A 20,419-nucleotide genomic window follows, 5' to 3' on the forward strand; every position below is an offset into this window, starting at 1 on the left:
GTAATTAAAATTGTGTAATTGCCTGTTTTTGATATGTTCACTCCAACAACGGAGACAGGCAAATTATGGACGAGAAGAAACTTAAAGCTCTCGCTGCAGAACTGGCTAAAGGCCTCAAAACCGAGGCCGATCTCAATGCGTTTTCCCGTATGCTGACGAAGCTTACCGTCGAAACAGCGCTCAATGCAGAGCTGACTGAACACCTCGGACACGAGAAAAATGCCCCAAAAACCGGTTCAAATACCCGCAACGGCTATTCATCCAAAACGCTGCTGTGCGACGATGGCGAGATTGAACTGAGCACGCCTCGTGACCGTGAAAATACCTTCGAGCCACAGCTTATCAAGAAAAATCAGACGCGTATCACGCAGATGGACAGCCAGATTTTGTCCCTGTACGCCAAAGGCATGACAACCCGTGAAATCGTCGCCACATTCAAGGAAATGTACGATGCGGACGTGTCACCCACGCTGATATCTAAAGTCACCGATGCGGTTAAAGAACAGGTTGCTGAATGGCAAAGTCGGCCTCTGGATGCGCTGTATCCCATTGTTTATCTTGACTGTATCGTGGTGAAAGTTCGTCAAAGTGGTAGCGTGATAAACAAAGCGGTGTTCCTCGCTCTCGGCATTAATACTGAAGGTCAGAAAGAACTTCTGGGCATGTGGCTGGCTGAAAACGAAGGGGCGAAGTTCTGGCTCAGTGTGCTGACGGAGCTTAAAAACCGGGGCCTTCAGGATATTCTGATTGCCTGTGTGGACGGCCTGAAAGGCTTCCCGGATGCGATAAACAGCGTGTATCCACAGACGCATATCCAGCTTTGCATCATTCACATGGTGCGCAACAGCCTGAAATACGTGTCGTGGAAGGACTACAAAGCCGTCACCAGCGGACTGAAAACGGTGTATCAGGCTCCGACAGAAGCGGCGGCACTGATGGCGCTGGATAACTTCGCGGCAACCTGGGACGATAAATACCCGCAAATCAGCAAAAGCTGGCGTGCGCACTGGGGAAATCTCAATACGTTCTTTGGCTACCCGCCCGACATCCGCAAAGCCATCTACACCACTAATGCTATCGAATCGCTGAACAGCGTGATCCGTGCAGCTATCAAAAAGCGCAAAGTGTTCCCGACAGACGACTCAGTGAGAAAGGTTATTTATCTGGCGATCAAGGATGCTTCAAAAAAATGGAGTATGCCGATCCAGAACTGGCGGCTGGCGATGAGTCGTTTTATTATCGAGTTCGGTGACCGCCTGAGCGATCACCTTTAATATGGTGGCAGTTACACAGAATTATTTACAGGGTCCAGTAGTGTGAACGCCTTCTTATATAGAAGATCGTAACAATATCAAGAGGGCTGCGCCTAGCGTGCCGCCCTCTTTTTCTATTTATTGAAGGTTGCAGCCTGACGGTTTCTCCAGTTCTTAACCGCATACCCGAGCGCTAACACCAACACCCAAACGGGAATCAATAACACTGAAATCTGAATACCCGGTGTCAGATACATAATCACCAAAATACCGCTTAAAAAAACCAGACACAGATAATTACTGAATGGATACCAGAATGCTTTGAATTGCGGAATGACACCCTGACGGTTTTTCGCCGCACGGAATTTAAGGTGTGCCAAACTAATCATCGCCCAGTTGATGACTAGCGCGGAAACCACCAATGCCATCAATAATTCAAAAGCACGGCCCGGAATCAAATAGTTAATCAGCACGCAAAATGCGGTGGCAAAGGCTGAAACGGCGATAGCAATTACCGGTACGCCGCGGCCATCGACTTTTAGCAGCATTTTCGGGCCATTACCTTGCTTGGCTAAACCGAACAACATGCGGCTGTTACAGTAAACGCAGCTGTTGTAGACCGATAATGCCGCTGTCAGCACCACGATGTTCAATACGGTAGCGACCACATTGCTATTCAACGCATGGAAAATCAGCACAAACGGGCTGCCGCCTTCGACCACTTTGCCCCACGGGTAGAGTGACAGCAAAATCGCCAGAGAACCAATATAAAACAGTAGGATACGGTAGATAACCTGATTGGTTGCTTTCGGGATGCTTTTGGCTGGATTTTCTGCTTCTGCTGCGGTGATACCGACTAATTCAAGCCCACCGAAGGAGAACATAATCACCGCCATGGCCATCACCAAGCCCATGATACCATTAGGGAAGAAACCGCCCTGTGCCCATAAATTAGTGACCGTGGCTTCCGGGCCGCCTTGCCCGCTTAGCAATAACCATCCGCCGAAAACAATCATGGCAATGATGGCAACGACTTTAATAATGGCAAACCAGAATTCCATCTCACCGTAAACTTTGACATTCGCCAGGTTGATGGCATTAATGGCGAGGAAGAAGACTGCGGCCGAGACCCAGGTTGGGATTTCAGGCCACCAATACTGCACATAGATGCCCACCGCCGTGAGCTCGGCCATGGCGACGAGGACATACAGCACCCAGTAATTCCAGCCAGACGCAAAGCCGGCAAAATTACCCCAGTATTTATAAGCAAAGTGACTGAAAGAGCCAGCTACAGGCTCCTCAACCACCATTTCCCCCAATTGGCGCATAATCAGAAACGCGATAAAGCCGCCAATGGCATACCCCAGTAAGACGGAAGGCCCCGCCATTTGAATGGTCTGCGCGATCCCCAGAAATAACCCAGTACCAATCGCGCCACCTAAGGCAATAAGCTGAATATGGCGGTTTTTAAGCCCCCGTTTCAGCTCCGCACCTTCTTGTTGAACACTCATTATTGCTTCCTCTGTCGTTGTCACTTTTAGCTGGCTAAACGGGTGCCTTTTGCTATGCGTAATGTTTTTACTACATTGTTGTATTATTTTGTTTACGGTTGCTTTATATGGAATTTACTAGCTTGGCTACCGTTTAAAAGAGAATAGTGGTAGGCGAGAATTATTGCATCTGGTTTTTATTTTAATCGGCGAATTTTTGGTCGAAATGCGAAGAAAAATGTTGATGCGTGATCAAGCTGTTGTTTCCCGAAAAGGTAATAAGGCATGTTTTCAGTACAAAAAACCGCCAAAGGGTTGTTTTTGTAATGGTCATATCAGTGTTGGGGAACATCAAGGAGGGATTACAGATTTTTCTTGCTTATAATTGAATTTAAATTCATTAAAATTAACTATAAATTCATAAATAAAATAACTATAACGCTTCAGCTTGCCTAAAAATCCGTTTCATAAAAGTTAAAACTTGTCGGCCGCAGGTAATGGTATTACCACCGCTACGTTATCACTTTGCACTGCTTTTTTAGTAAAGTTGTTAAAATGTGCTGGGTTTCATGATTTCGGTCAAGGTCCGTATGGACAGGTAGTGAATACTTTGTTACTTTATCGTCACGTTTTTGAAATTGGTATTACCAATTGACTGCGCGCTACTCGCAGAGACGATTCACTCAATACGGCTTACAGCGCGACTCATAATAAATTATGGCCTACAACAAAATACGTCAGCCCAAACTATCAGATGTCATCGAGCAACAGCTCGAATATCTGATCTTGGAAGGGACGCTACGCCCAGGGGAGAAATTACTGCCCGAGCGCGAGTTGGCGAAGCAGTTTGATGTTTCCCGCCCTTCATTGCGAGAAGCAATCCAGCGCTTAGAAGCTAAAGGGCTGCTGTTGCGCCGTCAGGGCGGTGGTACTTTCGTGCAAACCAATCTGTGGCAAAGCTTTAGCGATCCGCTGGCTGAACTGCTGGCCGACCATCCAGAATCACAATTCGACCTGTTAGAAACCCGTCATGCCCTCGAGGGTGTTGCTGCTTATTATGCTGCACTGCGCGGTACTGATGAAGATCTGCAACGTATTCGTGAATGTCATACTGTTATCCAACAAGCACAGGACAACGGCGACTTGGATGCCGAGGCTGATGCAGTTATGCAGTATCAAGTCGCTGTCACAGAAGCCGCACATAATGTGGTTTTACTGCATTTACTGCGTTGCATGGGGCCAATGCTGGAACAAAACGTTAAACAAAACTTTGAACTGCTTTACTCGCGCCGCGAAATGCTGGCAACGGTGAGCAGTCACCGCGCCGGGATTTTTGAGGCGATTGTGGCACGCGAGCCAGAGAAAGCCCGCGAAGCTTCACACCGTCACTTGGCGTTTATTGAGGAGATTCTGTTGGACCTCAGTCGGGAGCACAGTCGCCGTGAGCGATCTTTGCGTCGGCTCCAACAGCGCAAGGATTAGAAACGAATCATTCAGGTTGCGCCTTAGCAAGACCTCAATAACTCGTTTTGGATTCTCATTTGAGAATTATTAGCGGCAACTAAACTGATGGGCCTATCTTCCGGTGTTTTCACCAGGGCACGTGCTTTAGCCCCGGGTTAAAGCACAGGAAGATAGGCTCCAAATAAACCATTAGAAACAGATAAGGAATACCACCATGTCAGAACGTTTAAATAATGACGTGGATCCGATCGAAACCCGCGACTGGCTACAGGCGATCGAATCGGTCATCCGTGAAGAGGGTGTTGAGCGTGCTCAGTATCTGATTGATCAGGTTTTGGGCGAAGCCCGTAAAGGTGGTGTGAGTGTTGCAGCTGGTTCAGCCAGCCGTGATTACATCAACACTATCGCAGTAGAAGATCAACCCGCTTACCCTGGCAACTTGGATCTGGAACGTCGCATTCGTTCTGCTATCCGTTGGAATGCCGTGATGACCGTGTTGCGCGCATCGAAGAAAGATCTGGATTTGGGCGGCCATATGGCATCCTTCCAGTCTTCCGCGACCTTCTACGAAGTCTGCTTCAACCACTTCTTCCGTGCTCGTAACCCAAAAGACGGCGGCGATCTGGTTTACTTCCAAGGCCACATCTCTCCGGGCGTGTACGCACGTGCTTTCCTTGAAGGCCGTTTGACACAAGAACAGATGGATAACTTCCGTCAAGAAGTTGACGGTAAGGGCCTGTCTTCTTACCCGCACCCGAAATTGATGCCTGAGTTCTGGCAATTCCCGACTGTCTCTATGGGCCTGGGCCCAATCAGTGCAATCTATCAGGCCAAGTTCCTGAAATACTTGTCTCACCGTGGTCTGAAAGACACTTCAGCACAGACCGTGTACGCCTTCTTAGGTGACGGCGAGATGGATGAGCCAGAATCTAAAGGTGCGATCACCATCGCGACCCGTGAAAAACTGGATAACTTGGTCTTTGTTATCAACTGTAACTTGCAGCGCCTTGATGGCCCGGTAACAGGTAACGGCAAGATTATTAATGAGCTGGAAGGTATCTTCAGTGGTGCTGGCTGGCAGGTTCTGAAAGTCATCTGGGGAAGTCGTTGGGATGAGCTGCTGCGTAAAGATACCAGCGGTAAACTGATCCAATTGATGAATGAAACTCTGGATGGCGACTACCAGACTTTCAAATCCAAAGATGGCGCTTATGTGCGCGAACACTTCTTCGGCCGTTTCCCAGAAACTGCGGCATTAGTGAAAGACATGTCTGATGACGAGATCTGGTCGCTGAACCGCGGTGGTCATGATCCGAAGAAAGTCTTTGCAGCACTGAAAAAAGCACAAGAAACCACTGGCAAACCGACGGTTATCCTGGCCCATACCATTAAAGGTTACGGCATGGGTGAAACTGCGGAAGGTAAAAACATCGCTCACCAGGTGAAGAAAATGAACATGGAAGGGGTTCACCACTTCCGTGACCGTTTCAATGTGCCGGTGGCTGATGCTGATATCGAAAAGCTGCCATACATTACCTTCGAGAAAGATTCTGAAGAGTACAAATATCTGCATGAACGTCGTCAGGCGCTGGAAGGCTATGTGCCAACGCGTATGCCTAAGTTCACTGAGAAACTGGAAATTCCAGCATTGTCAGATTTCAGCTCCTTGCTGGAAGAGCAGAATAAAGAAATTTCTACCACTATCGCTTTCGTGCGTGTGCTGAACGTGATGCTGAAGAACAAATCGATTAAAGATCGCATTGTTCCAATCATCGCCGATGAAGCCCGTACTTTCGGTATGGAAGGTCTGTTCCGTCAGATTGGTATTTACAGCCCGAATGGTCAGCAGTACACCCCGCAAGACCGTGAGCAAGTGGCATATTACAAAGAAGACGAAAAAGGCCAGATCCTGCAAGAAGGTATCAACGAACTGGGTGCCGCTTCTTCATGGCTGGCTGCTGCGACTTCATACAGCACCAATGACCTGCCAATGATCCCGTTCTATATTTACTACTCAATGTTTGGTTTCCAGCGTATCGGCGACCTGTGCTGGGCGGCGGGTGACCAACAGGCGCGCGGCTTCCTGATCGGCGGTACTTCAGGCCGTACCACACTGAACGGCGAAGGTCTGCAACACGAAGATGGTCACAGCCATATTCAGTCACTGACTATCCCGAACTGTATCTCTTACGATCCAGCTTATGCTTATGAAGTGGCAGTCATCATGCATGATGGCCTCGAGCGTATGTATGGCGAAGCGCAGGAAAACGTTTATTACTACCTGACCACGCTGAACGAAAACTACCACATGCCAGCCATGCCGCAGGGCGCAGAAGAGGGTATCCGCAAAGGTATCTACAAACTGGAAACTGTTGCAGGTAGCAAAGGCAAAGTGCAGTTGATGAGCTCGGGTTCTATTTTGCGCCACGTGCGTGAAGCGGCGCAGATTCTGGCTAACGACTACGGCGTAGGTTCTGATGTGTACAGCGTAACCTCATTCACTGAACTGGCTCGTGATGGTCAAGACTGTGAGCGTTGGAACATGCTGCATCCAACCGAAACGCCGCGTGTTCCTTATGTGGCTCAGGTGATGAATGACGCACCAGCGGTTGCTTCAACTGACTACATGAAGTTGTTCGCTGAACAGATTCGTAACTTCATTCCAGCTAGCGAGTTCCGCGTTCTGGGTACCGATGGTTTCGGCCGCTCTGACAGCCGTGAGAATCTGCGTCACCACTTTGAAGTAGATGCTTCTTACGTTGTGGTTGCCGCTCTGGGTGAATTGGCTAAACGCGGTGACATCGACACCAGCGTAGTTGCGCAAGCAATTACTAAGTTTGGTATCGACGCCGATAAAGTTAACCCGCGTCTGGCATAAGAGGTAAAGAACAAATGGCTATTGAAATTAACGTACCAGACATCGGTGCAGATGAAGTGGAAGTCACCGAAATTATGGTGAAAGTAGGCGATACCGTAGAAGCGGAACAATCGCTTATCACCGTTGAGGGTGATAAAGCTTCCATGGAAGTCCCTTCACCGCAGGCGGGTGTAGTTAAAGAGATCAAAATTGCTGTGGGCGATAAAGTCGCAACCGGCAAACTGATTATGGTCTTCGAAGCAGCAGGTGGTGCAGCGGCTCCTCTCAAAGCAGAAGAGCAGCCAGCGGCAGCAGCTCCGGTGGCAGCGCCAGCGGCATCAGCGGCTAAAAACGTTGAAGTGCCAGATATCGGTGATGACGAAGTTGAAGTCACTGAAGTGATGGTGAAAGTGGGCGACACTGTTGCCGCTGAACAATCGCTGATCACTGTTGAAGGTGACAAGGCTTCCATGGAAGTCCCTGCTCCTTTCGCGGGTATCGTGAAAGAGATCAAAATCAACACCGGCGATAAAGTGAAAACCGGTTCTCTGATCATGGTGTTCGAAGTGGAAGGCGCAGCACCTGCGGCCGCTTCAGCTCCAGCTCCGCAATCAGCAGCACCAGCAGCTTCTGCGGCTAAAAATGTTGAAGTGCCTGATATCGGCGGTGACGAAGTTGAAGTGACTGAAGTGATGGTGAAAGTGGGCGATAAAGTGGCCGCTGAACAATCACTGATTACCGTTGAGGGCGACAAAGCCTCAATGGAAGTGCCAGCACCATTTGCCGGCACGGTGAAAGAGATCAAAATCAGCACCGGCGATAAAGTGAAAACCGGCTCTCTGATTATGGTGTTTGAAGTCGAAGGTGCGGCTCCTGCTGCTACCGCTAGCGCGGCTCCTGCTCAGCAAGCGGCTCCTGCTGCAGCACCGGCTAAAGCGGCCGCCGCACCGGCAGCCAGCAAAAGCGAGTTTGCTGAGAATGATGCCTACGTGCATGCCACGCCGGTTATCCGTCGTCTGGCCCGTGAATTCGGTGTGAATCTGGCGAAAGTGAAAGGGACTGGCCGTAAGGGCCGTATCCTGCGCGAAGACGTTCAGGCTTACGTGAAAGATGCGGTCAAACGCGCAGAAGCAGCACCGGCTGCGACTGGTGGCGGTCTGCCAGGTATGTTGCCTTGGCCGAAAGTGGACTTCAGCAAGTTCGGCGAAATCGAAGAAGTGGAATTGGGGCGTATCCAGAAAATCTCTGGTGCTAACCTGAGCCGCAACTGGGTGATGATCCCGCATGTGACTCACTTCGACAAAACTGATATCACCGATCTGGAAGCGTTCCGTAAGCTGCAAAACGACGAAGCCGCCAAGCGTAAGCTGGACGTGAAGTTCACTCCAGTGGTGTTCATCATGAAAGCCGCTGCTGCTGCTCTTGAACAGATGCCACGTTTCAACAGCTCACTGTCCGAAGATGGCCAGAAACTGACGCTGAAGAAATACATCAATATCGGCGTGGCGGTAGATACGCCAAATGGTCTGGTCGTTCCGGTATTCAAGGATGTGAATAAGAAAAGCATCACTGAATTGTCCCGTGAACTGATGGCTATCTCCAAGAAAGCGCGTGATGGCAAGCTGACCGCTGGTGAAATGCAGGGCGGTTGTTTCACTATCTCAAGCTTAGGTGGTATCGGGACAACTCACTTCGCGCCGATTGTTAATGCGCCGGAAGTGGCTATCCTCGGTGTCTCCAAGTCTGCGATAGAGCCAGTCTGGAACGGTAAAGAGTTCACTCCGCGTCTCATGATGCCAATGTCACTCTCCTTTGACCACCGTGTGATTGACGGTGCTGATGGTGCGCGCTTTATCACCATCATCAACAACATGTTATCCGACATTCGCCGTCTGGTGATGTAATCGTCAAGGCCGGCTTCGTGCCGGCCTTGTTGTTATACAGACAGATAAAGACACTTATATACCGAGTTTGTCGGGCTGTTACATTAGTCGACAAGGTTGTTGAGACACTCGTCACGTGATGCGGCTTTTCAGTTTGTTAACAATTCTGTAAACTTGCCGCGTGTCAGTATCCCTGAAAGTGTCTGTATCCAGGAATAGGCAAGAACGTCGCGGTGGATGGGGGCGTTATGAAATTAATTAGCCTAAAAAATGATGTCAGACCCGCCGGACAAACAATTAAGAGGTCATGATGAGTACTGAAATTAAAACTCAGGTCGTGGTACTTGGGGCAGGCCCAGCAGGGTACTCTGCTGCTTTTCGTTGCGCGGATTTAGGTTTAGAAACCATTCTGGTTGAGCGTTATGCCACTCTCGGTGGTGTTTGCCTGAATGTGGGTTGTATCCCTTCGAAGGCACTGTTGCACGTTGCTAAAGTTATCGAAGAAGCCAAAGCATTGGCTGAACACGGTATCGTTTTTGGCGAGCCTAAGACTGATATTGATAAAGTCCGTGTCTGGAAAGAGAAAGTTATCAATCAGTTAACCGGTGGTTTGGCAGGTATGGCTAAAGGCCGTAAAGTCAAAGTGGTTAACGGTTTGGGTAAATTTACTGGCGCGAACACCTTGGTTGTTGAGGGTGAAAATGGCCCAACGACCATCACTTTCGATAACGCGATTATTGCGGCCGGTTCTCGCCCTATCCAACTGCCATTTATTCCTCATGAAGACCCACGTGTTTGGGACTCAACTGATGCACTGGCACTGAAAACGGTCCCAGAACGTCTGCTGGTGATGGGCGGCGGTATCATTGGCCTGGAGATGGGGACGGTTTACCATGCCCTGGGTTCAAAAATTGATGTTGTTGAAATGGCCGACCAAGTTATTCCGGCGGCTGATAAAGACGTAGTGAAAGTCTTTACCAAACGCATTAGCAAGCAATTCAACCTGATGCTGGAAACCAAAGTGACCGCAGTAGAAGCCAAAGAAGACGGCATCTATGTCACGATGGAAGGCAAAAAAGCACCGGCAGAACCACAACGCTATGATGCGGTATTGGTTGCTATCGGCCGTGTCCCTAACGGTAAATTGTTGGATGCAGGTCAGGCTGGCGTTGAAGTTGACGAACGTGGTTTTATCCATGTTGATAAACAACTGCGCACCAATGTGCCGCACATTTTTGCCATCGGCGATATCGTCGGTCAGCCAATGCTGGCCCATAAAGGTGTTCACGAAGGCCACGTTGCCGCGGAAGTTATCTCTGGCATGAAGCATTACTTCGATCCGAAAGTTATTCCATCGATTGCGTACACGGAGCCAGAAGTCGCATGGGTGGGTTTGACCGAGAAAGAAGCAAAAGAAAAAGGCATCAGCTACGAGACATCCACCTTCCCGTGGGCGGCATCAGGCCGTGCTATCGCTTCTGATTGCGCCGATGGTATGACCAAGCTGATTTTCGACAAAGAGACTCACCGCATTATCGGTGGTGCCATTGTTGGGACTAACGGCGGTGAATTGTTGGGTGAAATCGGTCTGGCCATCGAGATGGGTTGTGATGCGGAAGATATCGCATTGACCATCCATGCCCACCCAACGTTGCACGAATCTGTTGGTCTGGCTGCCGAGATTTACGAAGGTAGCATTACCGACTTACCTAACCCAAAAGCGAAAAAGAAATAATTTCTCATTGCTGATGTGGTTGCTAAAGCGGCTCCTGATAAGGGAGCCGTTTTTTTGTCGGGCGAGATGATTTTTAATATCAATATACACTTGTGCGCCGGGCGCTGATTGAATAAGAAATATAGTTATTTCCCTGAGCTAATTCCCTGAGTTATAAAAGCGCTTTGTTAGTTAAGCTGAAACGGCGATGTTGGTGGCTCATCAGTGATGGCAAGCAGGCTAACTGCGAAAGTTGAGCCGTCTGCAGACTCCTCTACATCAGTAACCAAGAAGCGGCTCTTAGGTAAAAAAATGCGCTCTTCGTCTGGTTCATCAAGCAATTCACTGATATCCGTGCTGTTGCTACGCCCAATATAATATTTTATGGTATATTTTACATTGACTTGCCCATCGTCTAAATCGTCACTATTAAATTGAATAATGGTATCTTCATCCTCCGTGGTGCTGAAAAAAGAGTCTATTTGAATAGTTTCTTCAGGCTCTACCGCAGATAAAAATTCATTACGCTCTCTGACTTCACCGCGGTATACTTCGGATATAATAGTATCTTCTTCAGCAGGAATATAGCCATCCTCTTTTAGTGAAATATTAATGTCAGAATGATTATCTAATGCGGTATATACTTCGGATAGTTCAACATCTAATTCATCACTTATATTTCCACTTCTCAGCGCATTATTTATCGCTACAAATCTGCCCTCCTGATAATTTCTAACGGCAAAGTATTCTCTGAAACTTATTCTTTCATGCACTGAGGTTGAATTATAGCGTCTAATTTCATCATCAATATCTAACTCACTGTTATCTAATGTTTGTTTGCTGTATATACTCTCAATTTCTTCTTTTATATTGGCAACTTCATCTTGTTTTATGAGTTTTAATCGGTCTATTTTGTTTTTTTCTAGCGCTATCTCTCCTTCAATGTCATATACCTCTGTAGAATGAGAGCTATTCTGGCTTTGCAATAATTCTAGTTTGACTCTTTTAGTGCTTGGTTCCCCTAAAGTCGGGGGATTACTATCTCCCATTAAAACTCCAATTTTACCGTTTATCCGCTGTAACCGGCCTGAGATTTGGGGTTTAGGTTTGGGGCTAGGTGAGAGCAGCGGCACTCGCTCAGTATTTATATTTATCCGCGGCGGAGGTTGTGATACTACAATTCTCGGCTTGACGCCACGCATGATAGGCTTGCTCCCAATACCGACTTTGAACCCCCTCGGCTGCGGCGTTGGCCCCATGGTCAATACACCGATACCGACTTCAAGAGCAACATCTTCGGCAGATTGGGGGGGCGTTTTCCCCTGATCCTGGGGGACATGTCTACACGTAATACCTTGTTCCCATTTACAATGTCGTGATTGATAAGTTGACCAACTTTCTTTATTAGATTGCCATACAGGTTTGACTTCGCGGGAATAGCCAGTGTTAGTCAATAATAATGTACACAGAATGGTTAATGATTTTACCTCTGAATTCATATTCACCTCTTAATCATTTGAATAACCCATTAGCTATATATATAACTGCCTATTGTTAGCCGATATCTAAAGGTAGTTTAAATCAAGGTGATATGTATATTCTATTTTATATAATAGATAATTTAATTTCTGAACATGAATAATTTATTATGCTGCTAATTAAGGATAGATACCCTCACGAATTTGGCTGGGGGTGAGATTAAATGTTCGGCGCAGTGCGGTAGCAAAATTCGCCGAGCTGGTATAACCGGCAATAGTGGCCGCTTGATCAATACTGATACCCTCTTTCTGGAGGGCCAACATAGCGCGTTTCAAGCGGCAATGGCGCAAATATTCAAATACTGTAATGTTGTAGTTTTCGCGAAAACGCCGCTGTAATGTACTTTGGCTCATATTCACCAAGCGCGCTAACTCACTCATTGATAAGTGGTCGGCCTCGCCACTCTCCAACCAATCGCGTACTTGCTGAACACGGTTCAAGCCCCGTAATGACATTTTATTTTGTTGTTGGGCTTGCTGCTCCAGTGAACTAAAAGCTTCAATAATCAAACCGATACATTGAGTTTCCCACTGTAACCGCTCCAGTGGCGTTGAAAAAGGCGCGGCGCTGGCTATTTTCTGGGCGATGGCTTGAGCATTGATGGATGGACGCCACAAATGAATCGCCAAATGCTGCTGAGTAAAGTTGTACAGCGCGTCCCAACCGCCAGCTTGCGGCAGTAAATCACCATACAACCATTCGCGGTCAAAGGTGAGTGTTAGAGTGCGCTCATGGCTGTTGTTCTTACCGTGGCGAGTAAATAGGGTGTTTTCCGTTAATGACACCAGAGAGGCATCGCCTTTTTCCTGCAAATGCAGTTGCTTACCGCCAAATGAGATATGCGCGCTACCACTAACCACCATCGCCAGCTTCAGGGCGGGATTGAGCCGATTTTGCGTTTTAATATCATAGAGATTAGTGACGTTGGCGGTATGCAGAATCAGGTGTGGGTTCAAGCGCAACACCTGAAAATCGCCATATAATACCGGGTCAGTGGGCAATGATTTCGCTCCGCTCAACTGATAATCACTGGCAACTAAATTGGACTGCTGCACAATTTGGTCACGGTAAATGGGTTTAGCTGAGGGGGACACATTGCGTAAATTATTTCTTTTCACCGCCGGCATAACAAATTCTCCACTGACATTGACGTTCTGACAAAGAGCTTTGCTGTTTACACAAACCTTTTTTCTGATGGCAAATGTAACAATTAGCAAGATGAATTGATAATGAAAATAATTATCAATCTTGTTCGTTTTTGTTGCTCCATGAATAGATTGGTAGAGATTTTCCTCTGCTGACATTTGTTGTGGGCTTTTGCATCGGGGAAAGTGTAATGAAAGTAAAATGGCAGCGGCGCTCTCTGACAACCCTGGCGAGCTTAATTGGCCTGTGTATCTCCACTCCGCTTTGGGCGCAGACACAAGATACCACTCCGGCGGAGTCTGATACAGCCGCGATAGAAAAAACACACACTACAGCAGCAGAGGGCAATACGGCATCAGGCGATAAGTTGGTGGTGACGGCCCAACAGCAAGTTCGTCAAGCTCTGGGCGCATCAACGATTACCGCGGAAGATATCCGCAAACGCCCACCTGCCAATGATTTGTCCGAAATTATCCGTACCATGCCCGGTGTTAACCTTTCCGGTAACTCAGCCAGTGGCCAGCGCGGCAATAACCGCCAGATTGATATTCGCGGTATGGGGCCAGAAAACACACTAATTATGATTGACGGCATTCCGGTTTCAAGCCGCAATGCGGTGCGATATGGCTGGCGTGGCGAGCGCGATACCCGTGGTGATACCAACTGGGTGCCCGCCAATATGGTCGAAAAAATCGAAGTATTGCGTGGCCCTGCCGCGGCTCGCTATGGCAATGGTGCCGCCGGTGGCGTGGTGAATATCATCACCAAACAGCCGGATAAAGAGCTGCACGGTAGCTGGAATGCTTACATGAACCTGCCGCAGCACAGTGAAGAAGGGGCTACCCGCCGTACCGACTTCAGTTTGATGGGGCCACTCAGTGATACGCTCAGCTTCCGTTTATATGGCGGATACAATAAAACTGATGCTGATGATTGGGATATCAACGCAGGCCATGAATCGGCTCGAACCGGTAATCAGGCAGGAACATTACCGGCCGGGCGTGAAGGGGTACGTAATAAGGATATCAATGGGTTACTGCGCTGGGACTTCGCGGTAGGCCAATCTCTGGAGTTTGAGGCAGGTTATAGTCGCCAGGGGAATATTTACGCAGGTGATACCCAAAACACCAACAGCAATGCCATTGTCCGCAGTTTATACGGTGCGGAAACCAATGTGATGTATCGCGATAATTTCTCGCTAACCCACCGTGGTTTTTGGGATAGCGGTGTTAGCACCACCTCCTATGTTCAGTATGAAAATACACGCAACTCGCGCATTAATGAGGGGCTGGCGGGCGGGACTGAAGGCATTTTCTCTAATAACAGCTTCAGCACGATTAAGTTGGACAACTATTTGGCTCACTCCGAGATTAACCTGCCATTTGAGTGGGGGGTGAATCAGGTGCTGACTGTCGGTGCCGAATGGAATGACCAGAAAATGAATGACCCGACCTCAAATACCCAAACGACGACTGAGGGGGGGAGTGTCAGTGGCTTAACCGGCACTGGGCGCAATACCCGCACCTCGGCCCAGATAGCATCGGTCTTTGTTGAAGATAATATCGAGTTGACGGATACCACCATGCTCACCCCTGCGCTGCGTTTTGACCATCACAGCACCGCGGGCAGTAACTGGAGCCCAGGTCTGAATCTGTCCCAGGAGCTGGGTGATTACTTCACCATGAAAATGGGGATAGCGCGTGCTTATAAAGCGCCAAATCTCTATCAAACTAACCCTAACTATCTGTTATATAGCCGTGGTCAGGGGTGCTATGGCGGTGGCGGCAGTTGCTATCTGATGGGGAATGACGCTTTATCTGCTGAAACCAGTGTGAATAAAGAGATTGGGTTCGAGTTCCACGATAATGAGGGCATTATTGCCGGTATTACATACTTCCGTAATGATTATCGCAATAAGATTGAGCCGGGCTTGATATCTCTCGGCACCGCCAATGGCGGAACCGGCGCTTATGCTAACTCTGATATTTTCAAGTGGGAGAATGTGCCGAAAGCCTTGGTGGAAGGTTTGGAGGGTAACTTGACTGTTCCCGTCACCGATACGGTGCAATGGAGCAGCAACCTGACCTACATGCTGGAATCGAAGAACAAAACCACGGGCGATTACTTATCGATAACCCCTGAGTTTACCCTGAATAGCTCTGTGAGCTGGCAGGCAACGGACGATTTGTCCTTCCTGTCGACGGTGACCTGGTATGGTCGTCAAAAACCGAAGAAATATGACTATCAGGGGCTGCCGGTCACCGGTACAGCGCGGAATGAAGTCAGTCCATATGCTGTCTTTGGTCTGAGCACCAGCTACACCGTGACCAAAAATGTCAGTGTTACCACCGGCATCGAAAACCTGTTTGATAAGCGCCAATTCCGGGCGGGTAATGCCCAGAATGTGGCGAATATCGCCGGTGCTGGGGCGGCAACATACAATGAGCCGGGCCGGACATTCTTTGTTAGCTTGAATACTCAGTTCTAAAACGAGTGCCTCACAACCCGCAGAAACAGTCATTATCGGCTGTTTCTGCTCTCTTTAGCGCCACAAAATGTTCCATTTGCTCCTCACCGTTATAAAAATCATACCGACAACACGAGACCATCAGAGAGAGATGGTATCCATTCATTAGTTATGGTTATTATATCCGTACTTTTCAAACGGCATTGCTATACCACGGCAAGTCAGTTGAGAGCCATTATCAATAAGTAAGATGATTACACTACGCTCAACGATTCAGCAAAAATTTAATGTTGCTTTTATGTGAACGAATTAACACTGAGTTTAAATACTGGTATGCTGGCTAAGCGAAACTGGGCATCTGACCTTACACCTACAGCATCAGTGATGATGACTGGAGGTAACATCAGCCCGGCAAAATAAATGACAATAAGAGCGAGGAGAGAGTCGTGCTAGAAGACTACCGTAAGCACGTAGCCGAGCGTGCTGCTGAGGGTATCGTCCCCAAGCCATTAGATGCATCACAAATGGCCGCGCTGGTTGAATCATTAAAAAATCCGCCTGCGGGCGAAGAAGAATTCTTATTAGATCTGCTGATTAACCGTGTACCACCCGGTGTTGATGAAGCAGCTTACGTCAAAGCCGGTTTTTTGGCGGCCATTGCCAAAGGCGAAGCCCACTCTCCTCTGATTACCGCAGAGAAAGCCATTGAACTGCTTGGTACTATGCAGGGCGGCTATAACATCCACCCACTGATTGACGCATTGGATAATGAAAAGCTGGCTCCGATTGCGGGCAAAGCGCTGTCTCATACCTTGCTGATGTTTGATAACTTCTACGATGTGGAAGAAAAAGCCAAAGCGGGCAATGTGCACGCGAAGAAAGTGATGCAATCTTGGGCGGATGCCGAGTGGTATCTTTCTCGCCCAGCTCTGGCTGAAAAAATCACGGTCACTGTTTTTAAAGTGACCGGTGAAACCAACACCGATGATTTATCCCCGGCCCCTGATGCTTGGTCGCGCCCTGATATCCCATTACATGCTTTGGCGATGCTGAAAAATGCTCGCGAGGGTATTCATCCGGATCAACCCGGCAGTGTTGGCCCAATCAAGCAAATTGAAGAACTGAACAAAAAAGGCTTCCCGCTGGCGTATGTCGGTGATGTGGTCGGTACCGGTTCTTCGCGTAAATCTGCCACTAACTCGGTGCTGTGGTTTATGGGCGACGACATCCCTTATGTGCCGAATAAGCGCGGCGGCGGTGTGGTGCTGGGCAGCAAAATTGCGCCCATCTTCTTTAACACCATGGAAGATGCCGGTGCCCTGCCAATCGAAGTGGATGTTGCCAACATGAACATGGGCGATGTCATTGATATCTTCCCATATCTGGGGGAAGTTCGTCGCCATGATACCGGTGAGATTTTAGCCACTTTTGAGCTAAAAACTGATGTGTTACTGGATGAAGTTCGTGCGGGTGGCCGCATCCCATTGATCGTGGGCCGTGGCTTAACCACCAAAGCCCGCGAATCTTTGGGCTTGCCGGCCAGCGAAGTATTCCGTATTGCTAAGCCGGTGGCGAAAAGCAACAAAGGCTTCTCACTGGCCCAGAAAATGGTGGGCCGCGCCTGTGGTGTTACCGGCGTGCGTCCAGGGGAATATTGTGAGCCTAAAATGACCTCGGTCGGTTCACAAGATACCACCGGGCCGATGACCCGTGACGAGCTGAAAGACTTGGCGTGTTTGGGCTTCTCAGCTGATTTAGTGATGCAGTCATTCTGTCATACCGCGGCGTATCCGAAGCCGGTGGATGTCACGACCCACCACACATTGCCTGATTTTATTATGAATCGCGGCGGTGTGTCGCTGCGCCCGGGTGACGGTATCATTCACTCATGGCTGAACCGCATGCTGCTGCCGGATACTGTCGGCACCGGCGGTGACTCCCATACCCGTTTCCCTATTGGCATCTCTTTCCCGGCGGGTTCTGGCCTGGTGGCGTTTGCGGCGGCAACCGGTGTTATGCCGCTGGACATGCCGGAGTCGGTGCTGGTGCGTTTTAAAGGTGAAATGCAGCCGGGTATCACCTTGCGCGACTTGGTGCACGCCATCCCTTACTACGCGATTCAGGAAGGTTTGCTGACTGTTGAGAAGCAGGGCAAGAAGAATATTTTCTCTGGCCGAATTCTGGAAATTGAAGGTTTGCCAGAGCTGAAAGTTGAGCAAGCATTTGAGCTGGCGGATGCTTCAGCCGAGCGCTCTGCCGCCGGTTGCACCATTAAGTTAGATAAAGCGCCGATTATTGAATATCTGCAATCCAACATTGTGCTGCTGAAATGGATGATTGCTGAAGGTTACGGTGACCGCCGCACACTGGAGCGCCGCATCAATGGCATGGAAAGCTGGCTGGCGAATCCAAATCTGCTGGAAGGTGATGCCGATGCAGAATACGCCGCGGTGATTGAAATTGATCTGGCCGAGATAACTCAGCCAATTCTGTGTGCGCCAAACGATCCCGACGACGCCCGTTTGTTGTCTGATGTGGCCAACAGCAAAATTGATGAAGTCTTTATCGGCTCCTGCATGACCAATATTGGTCACTTCCGTGCCGCGGGCAAATTACTGGATCAACATAAAGGCCAGTTACCAACCCGCCTGTGGGTTGCGCCACCGACTAAAATGGATGCCGCGCAACTGACCGAAGAGGGCTATTACAGTGTCTTTGGCAAGAGCGGCGCGCGTATTGAGATCCCCGGCTGTTCATTGTGCATGGGTAATCAGGCGCGAGTTGCGGATGGTGCGACGGTTGTCTCTACCTCAACCCGTAACTTCCCGAACCGCTTGGGGACTGGGGCGAATGTATATCTGGCCTCGGCTGAACTGGCGGCGATTGCTTCACTGCTGGGGCGTTTGCCGACTCCTGATGAATATCAAACTTATATGGCCCAGGTTGATAAGACGGCGGAAGATACTTACCGCTATCTGAATTTTGATCAGTTGAGCCAATATACCGATAAAGCAGATGGCGTTATCTTCCAAACTGCCGTGTAAATCGCTATATTTCGCACTTGCTTAAAAGGAGGCCATTGGCCTCCTTTTTTTGTTTAAAAATAAGCTCGATGAGAATTTTTCAGCTATTTATCGGCTTTGCGAGTTTGCGCCAAGTCAGGTTGCTAATAACGATTACACTGATAAAAAGAGCATCAGGAGGACATGCTATGGACTATGAATTCTTGCGTGATTTAACCGGGCAAGTGCAGGTTAGATTTTCCATGGGGCATGAAGTGATTGGCCACTGGCTCAATGAAGAAATTAAAGGCGATTTGACAAAACTGGACCAAATTGAAGCCGCGGCCAGTGAAGTTAAAGGCAGCGAGCGCCAGTGGCAACTCACGGGCCACGAATACACATTGTGGCTGGACGGTGAAGAAGTGATGGTGCGCGCCAATCAACTGGATCTTGAGGGCGATGAGATGGAGGAGGGCATGAATTACTATGATGAAGAGAGCCTTTGCCTGTGTGGTCTGGAGGATTTTCTGTTAGTCCTGAAAGGCTATCGCAATTTTACCCTTCAAACTTGAAGCTGCGGGGGGTTAGCTGCGCTCATTCACCCGAATCACTTATTTGTGTAAGCTCATCGGGATTCGTTTGCTTGCTGCCTATCTGCAACTCCAATTTTTTGGGGTATGTATTTGTAAAAAGAGTTAGAGGGGATTGCGGCTGGCAGACCAGCATAATAGTGAGCCGACCACCACCATGGCAACCCCCGGCCAGAATGCAGCGGAGGGCAGGGTATTGAGCCAAAAACTGGCAATCAATATTGATAGCAGCGGAGTAAAGTAAGAGAGAGCCGCGACCAGTGTGGCATTGCCTTTTTTCATGGCTACATCCCAGCATAAATATGCCAGCGCTGTATTGGCCCCCATCAGTAACAGCTCAAAAGTGGCGCGGGAGGTGAAATGCAACTCACCGGGCGTCAGCATAAAAAACATCATCCACAAGCACAGGGCGCAAGCGAGTAAAAATAGCGGCAATGCGCCCGGCCCTCGGCTATATATGCGCACCAAATTGGAGTAACCGGCCCAGGTAAAAGCAGCAATCAGTGCCAGACTGTAGGCCAGTGGGTTGCTGCTGATATTCGCACGCAGAATATTAATATCCAACCCATCACCACCACTGACAACCCAAATAACCCCAAACAGCGCCAAAGCGGCCCCCGGCCACAGCCACCAACGCGGGCGAAGTTTAAGCAATGGCACCGCCAGCAGCAGAGTCAGGCTGGGCCATAAATAATTAATTAGGCCGATTTCGAGTGTTTGTTGGCGATCATTGGCCATGCCAACGGCCAGAGCAAAGGCCACCATATACACCACAAATAACAGGCCACAGCCATATAAATAAGCAGGATGTTGCCCTCGCAGAGTCGGCTTGCCGGCGACCAGCCACACTAATATCCCACTGACCGTATAAATTGCCGCCCCCGCGCCAAATGGCCCCAGAGTTTCCGACAGCCCACGGGTCAACGCGACACTCATGCTCCAAAGCAAGATTGCAATAATGCCATACAGGGTAGGGAGGCGGTTCATGAGCGGGAGATCTTCCTTGCAGTGGGG

At 49.0% G+C, this 20,419-nt stretch carries 12 protein-coding genes; 8 read left to right on the forward strand and 4 right to left on the reverse strand.

Annotated features, from left to right (window positions below; genetic code table 11):
• The first annotated feature begins 65 nt into the window (after positions 1-65).
• Positions 66-1,274 (forward strand): IS256 family transposase, encoded by a 1,209-nt coding sequence (locus tag D5F51_RS04325; protein ID WP_129195537.1) that lies wholly within the window; start codon positions 66-68, stop codon positions 1,272-1,274.
• Positions 1,275-1,387: 113 nt separating this feature from the next.
• Here the strand turns inward: D5F51_RS04325 and D5F51_RS04330 are convergent, their stop codons facing one another.
• Positions 1,388-2,764: an amino acid permease gene (locus tag D5F51_RS04330; RefSeq protein ID WP_087769077.1), complete on the reverse strand. Its 1,377-nt coding sequence runs from the start codon at positions 2,762-2,764 to the stop codon at positions 1,388-1,390.
• A gap of 696 nt (positions 2,765-3,460) precedes the next feature.
• Here D5F51_RS04330 and pdhR point away from each other — a divergent pair.
• The 4 genes from pdhR (at position 3,461) to lpdA (ending at position 10,682) form a co-directional block, all read left to right on the forward strand.
• Positions 3,461-4,225, forward strand: coding sequence for a pyruvate dehydrogenase complex transcriptional repressor PdhR (pdhR, locus tag D5F51_RS04335; RefSeq protein WP_025379490.1), 765 nt, complete (start codon positions 3,461-3,463; stop codon positions 4,223-4,225).
• 196 nt (positions 4,226-4,421) lie between these two features.
• Entirely contained in the window at positions 4,422-7,085 is a 2,664-nt protein-coding gene (gene aceE / locus D5F51_RS04345; RefSeq protein WP_129195716.1) for a pyruvate dehydrogenase (acetyl-transferring), homodimeric type, read from the forward strand.
• 14 nt (positions 7,086-7,099) lie between these two features.
• Positions 7,100-8,968 carry a pyruvate dehydrogenase complex dihydrolipoyllysine-residue acetyltransferase gene (aceF, locus tag D5F51_RS04350; protein WP_129195717.1) on the forward strand — a complete coding sequence of 623 codons (1,869 nt, stop codon included), beginning with the start codon at positions 7,100-7,102 and terminating at the stop codon, positions 8,966-8,968.
• 289 nt (positions 8,969-9,257) lie between these two features.
• A complete protein-coding gene (gene lpdA / locus D5F51_RS04355) occupies positions 9,258-10,682 on the forward strand; it encodes a dihydrolipoyl dehydrogenase (RefSeq protein ID WP_005156808.1) in 1,425 nt (474 codons plus the stop codon).
• A 167-nt stretch (positions 10,683-10,849) separates the two neighbouring features.
• Here lpdA and D5F51_RS04360 read toward each other — a convergent pair whose 3' ends face one another.
• The gene (locus tag D5F51_RS04360; RefSeq protein WP_129195718.1) at positions 10,850-12,160 is read right to left on the reverse strand and encodes a hypothetical protein; all 1,311 of its coding nucleotides are present in this window, start codon (positions 12,158-12,160) and stop codon (positions 10,850-10,852) included.
• 159 nt (positions 12,161-12,319) lie between these two features.
• The gene (locus tag D5F51_RS04365; RefSeq protein ID WP_129195719.1) at positions 12,320-13,327 is read right to left on the reverse strand and encodes a helix-turn-helix transcriptional regulator; all 1,008 of its coding nucleotides are present in this window, start codon (positions 13,325-13,327) and stop codon (positions 12,320-12,322) included.
• Positions 13,328-13,536: 209 nt separating this feature from the next.
• Between D5F51_RS04365 and D5F51_RS04370 the strand changes: the two genes are divergently transcribed.
• The 3 genes from D5F51_RS04370 to yacL all read left to right on the forward strand — a co-directional run bounded on the left by D5F51_RS04370 (position 13,537) and on the right by yacL (position 19,387).
• Positions 13,537-15,834: a TonB-dependent siderophore receptor gene (locus D5F51_RS04370; protein ID WP_025379486.1), complete on the forward strand. Its 2,298-nt coding sequence runs from the start codon at positions 13,537-13,539 to the stop codon at positions 15,832-15,834.
• A gap of 425 nt (positions 15,835-16,259) precedes the next feature.
• Positions 16,260-18,857, forward strand: coding sequence for a bifunctional aconitate hydratase 2/2-methylisocitrate dehydratase (acnB, locus tag D5F51_RS04375; protein WP_025379485.1), 2,598 nt, complete (start codon positions 16,260-16,262; stop codon positions 18,855-18,857).
• A 167-nt stretch (positions 18,858-19,024) separates the two neighbouring features.
• On the forward strand, positions 19,025-19,387 hold the full coding sequence (gene yacL / locus D5F51_RS04380; protein ID WP_025379484.1) for a protein YacL: 363 nt from the start codon (positions 19,025-19,027) through the stop codon (positions 19,385-19,387).
• A gap of 123 nt (positions 19,388-19,510) precedes the next feature.
• Here yacL and yddG read toward each other — a convergent pair whose 3' ends face one another.
• Positions 19,511-20,392: an aromatic amino acid DMT transporter YddG gene (yddG, locus tag D5F51_RS04385; RefSeq protein ID WP_129195720.1), complete on the reverse strand. Its 882-nt coding sequence runs from the start codon at positions 20,390-20,392 to the stop codon at positions 19,511-19,513.
• Positions 20,393-20,419: the final 27 nt, after the last annotated feature.

This window comes from Yersinia hibernica (assembly GCF_004124235.1).
Taxonomy (GTDB): domain Bacteria; phylum Pseudomonadota; class Gammaproteobacteria; order Enterobacterales; family Enterobacteriaceae; genus Yersinia; species Yersinia hibernica.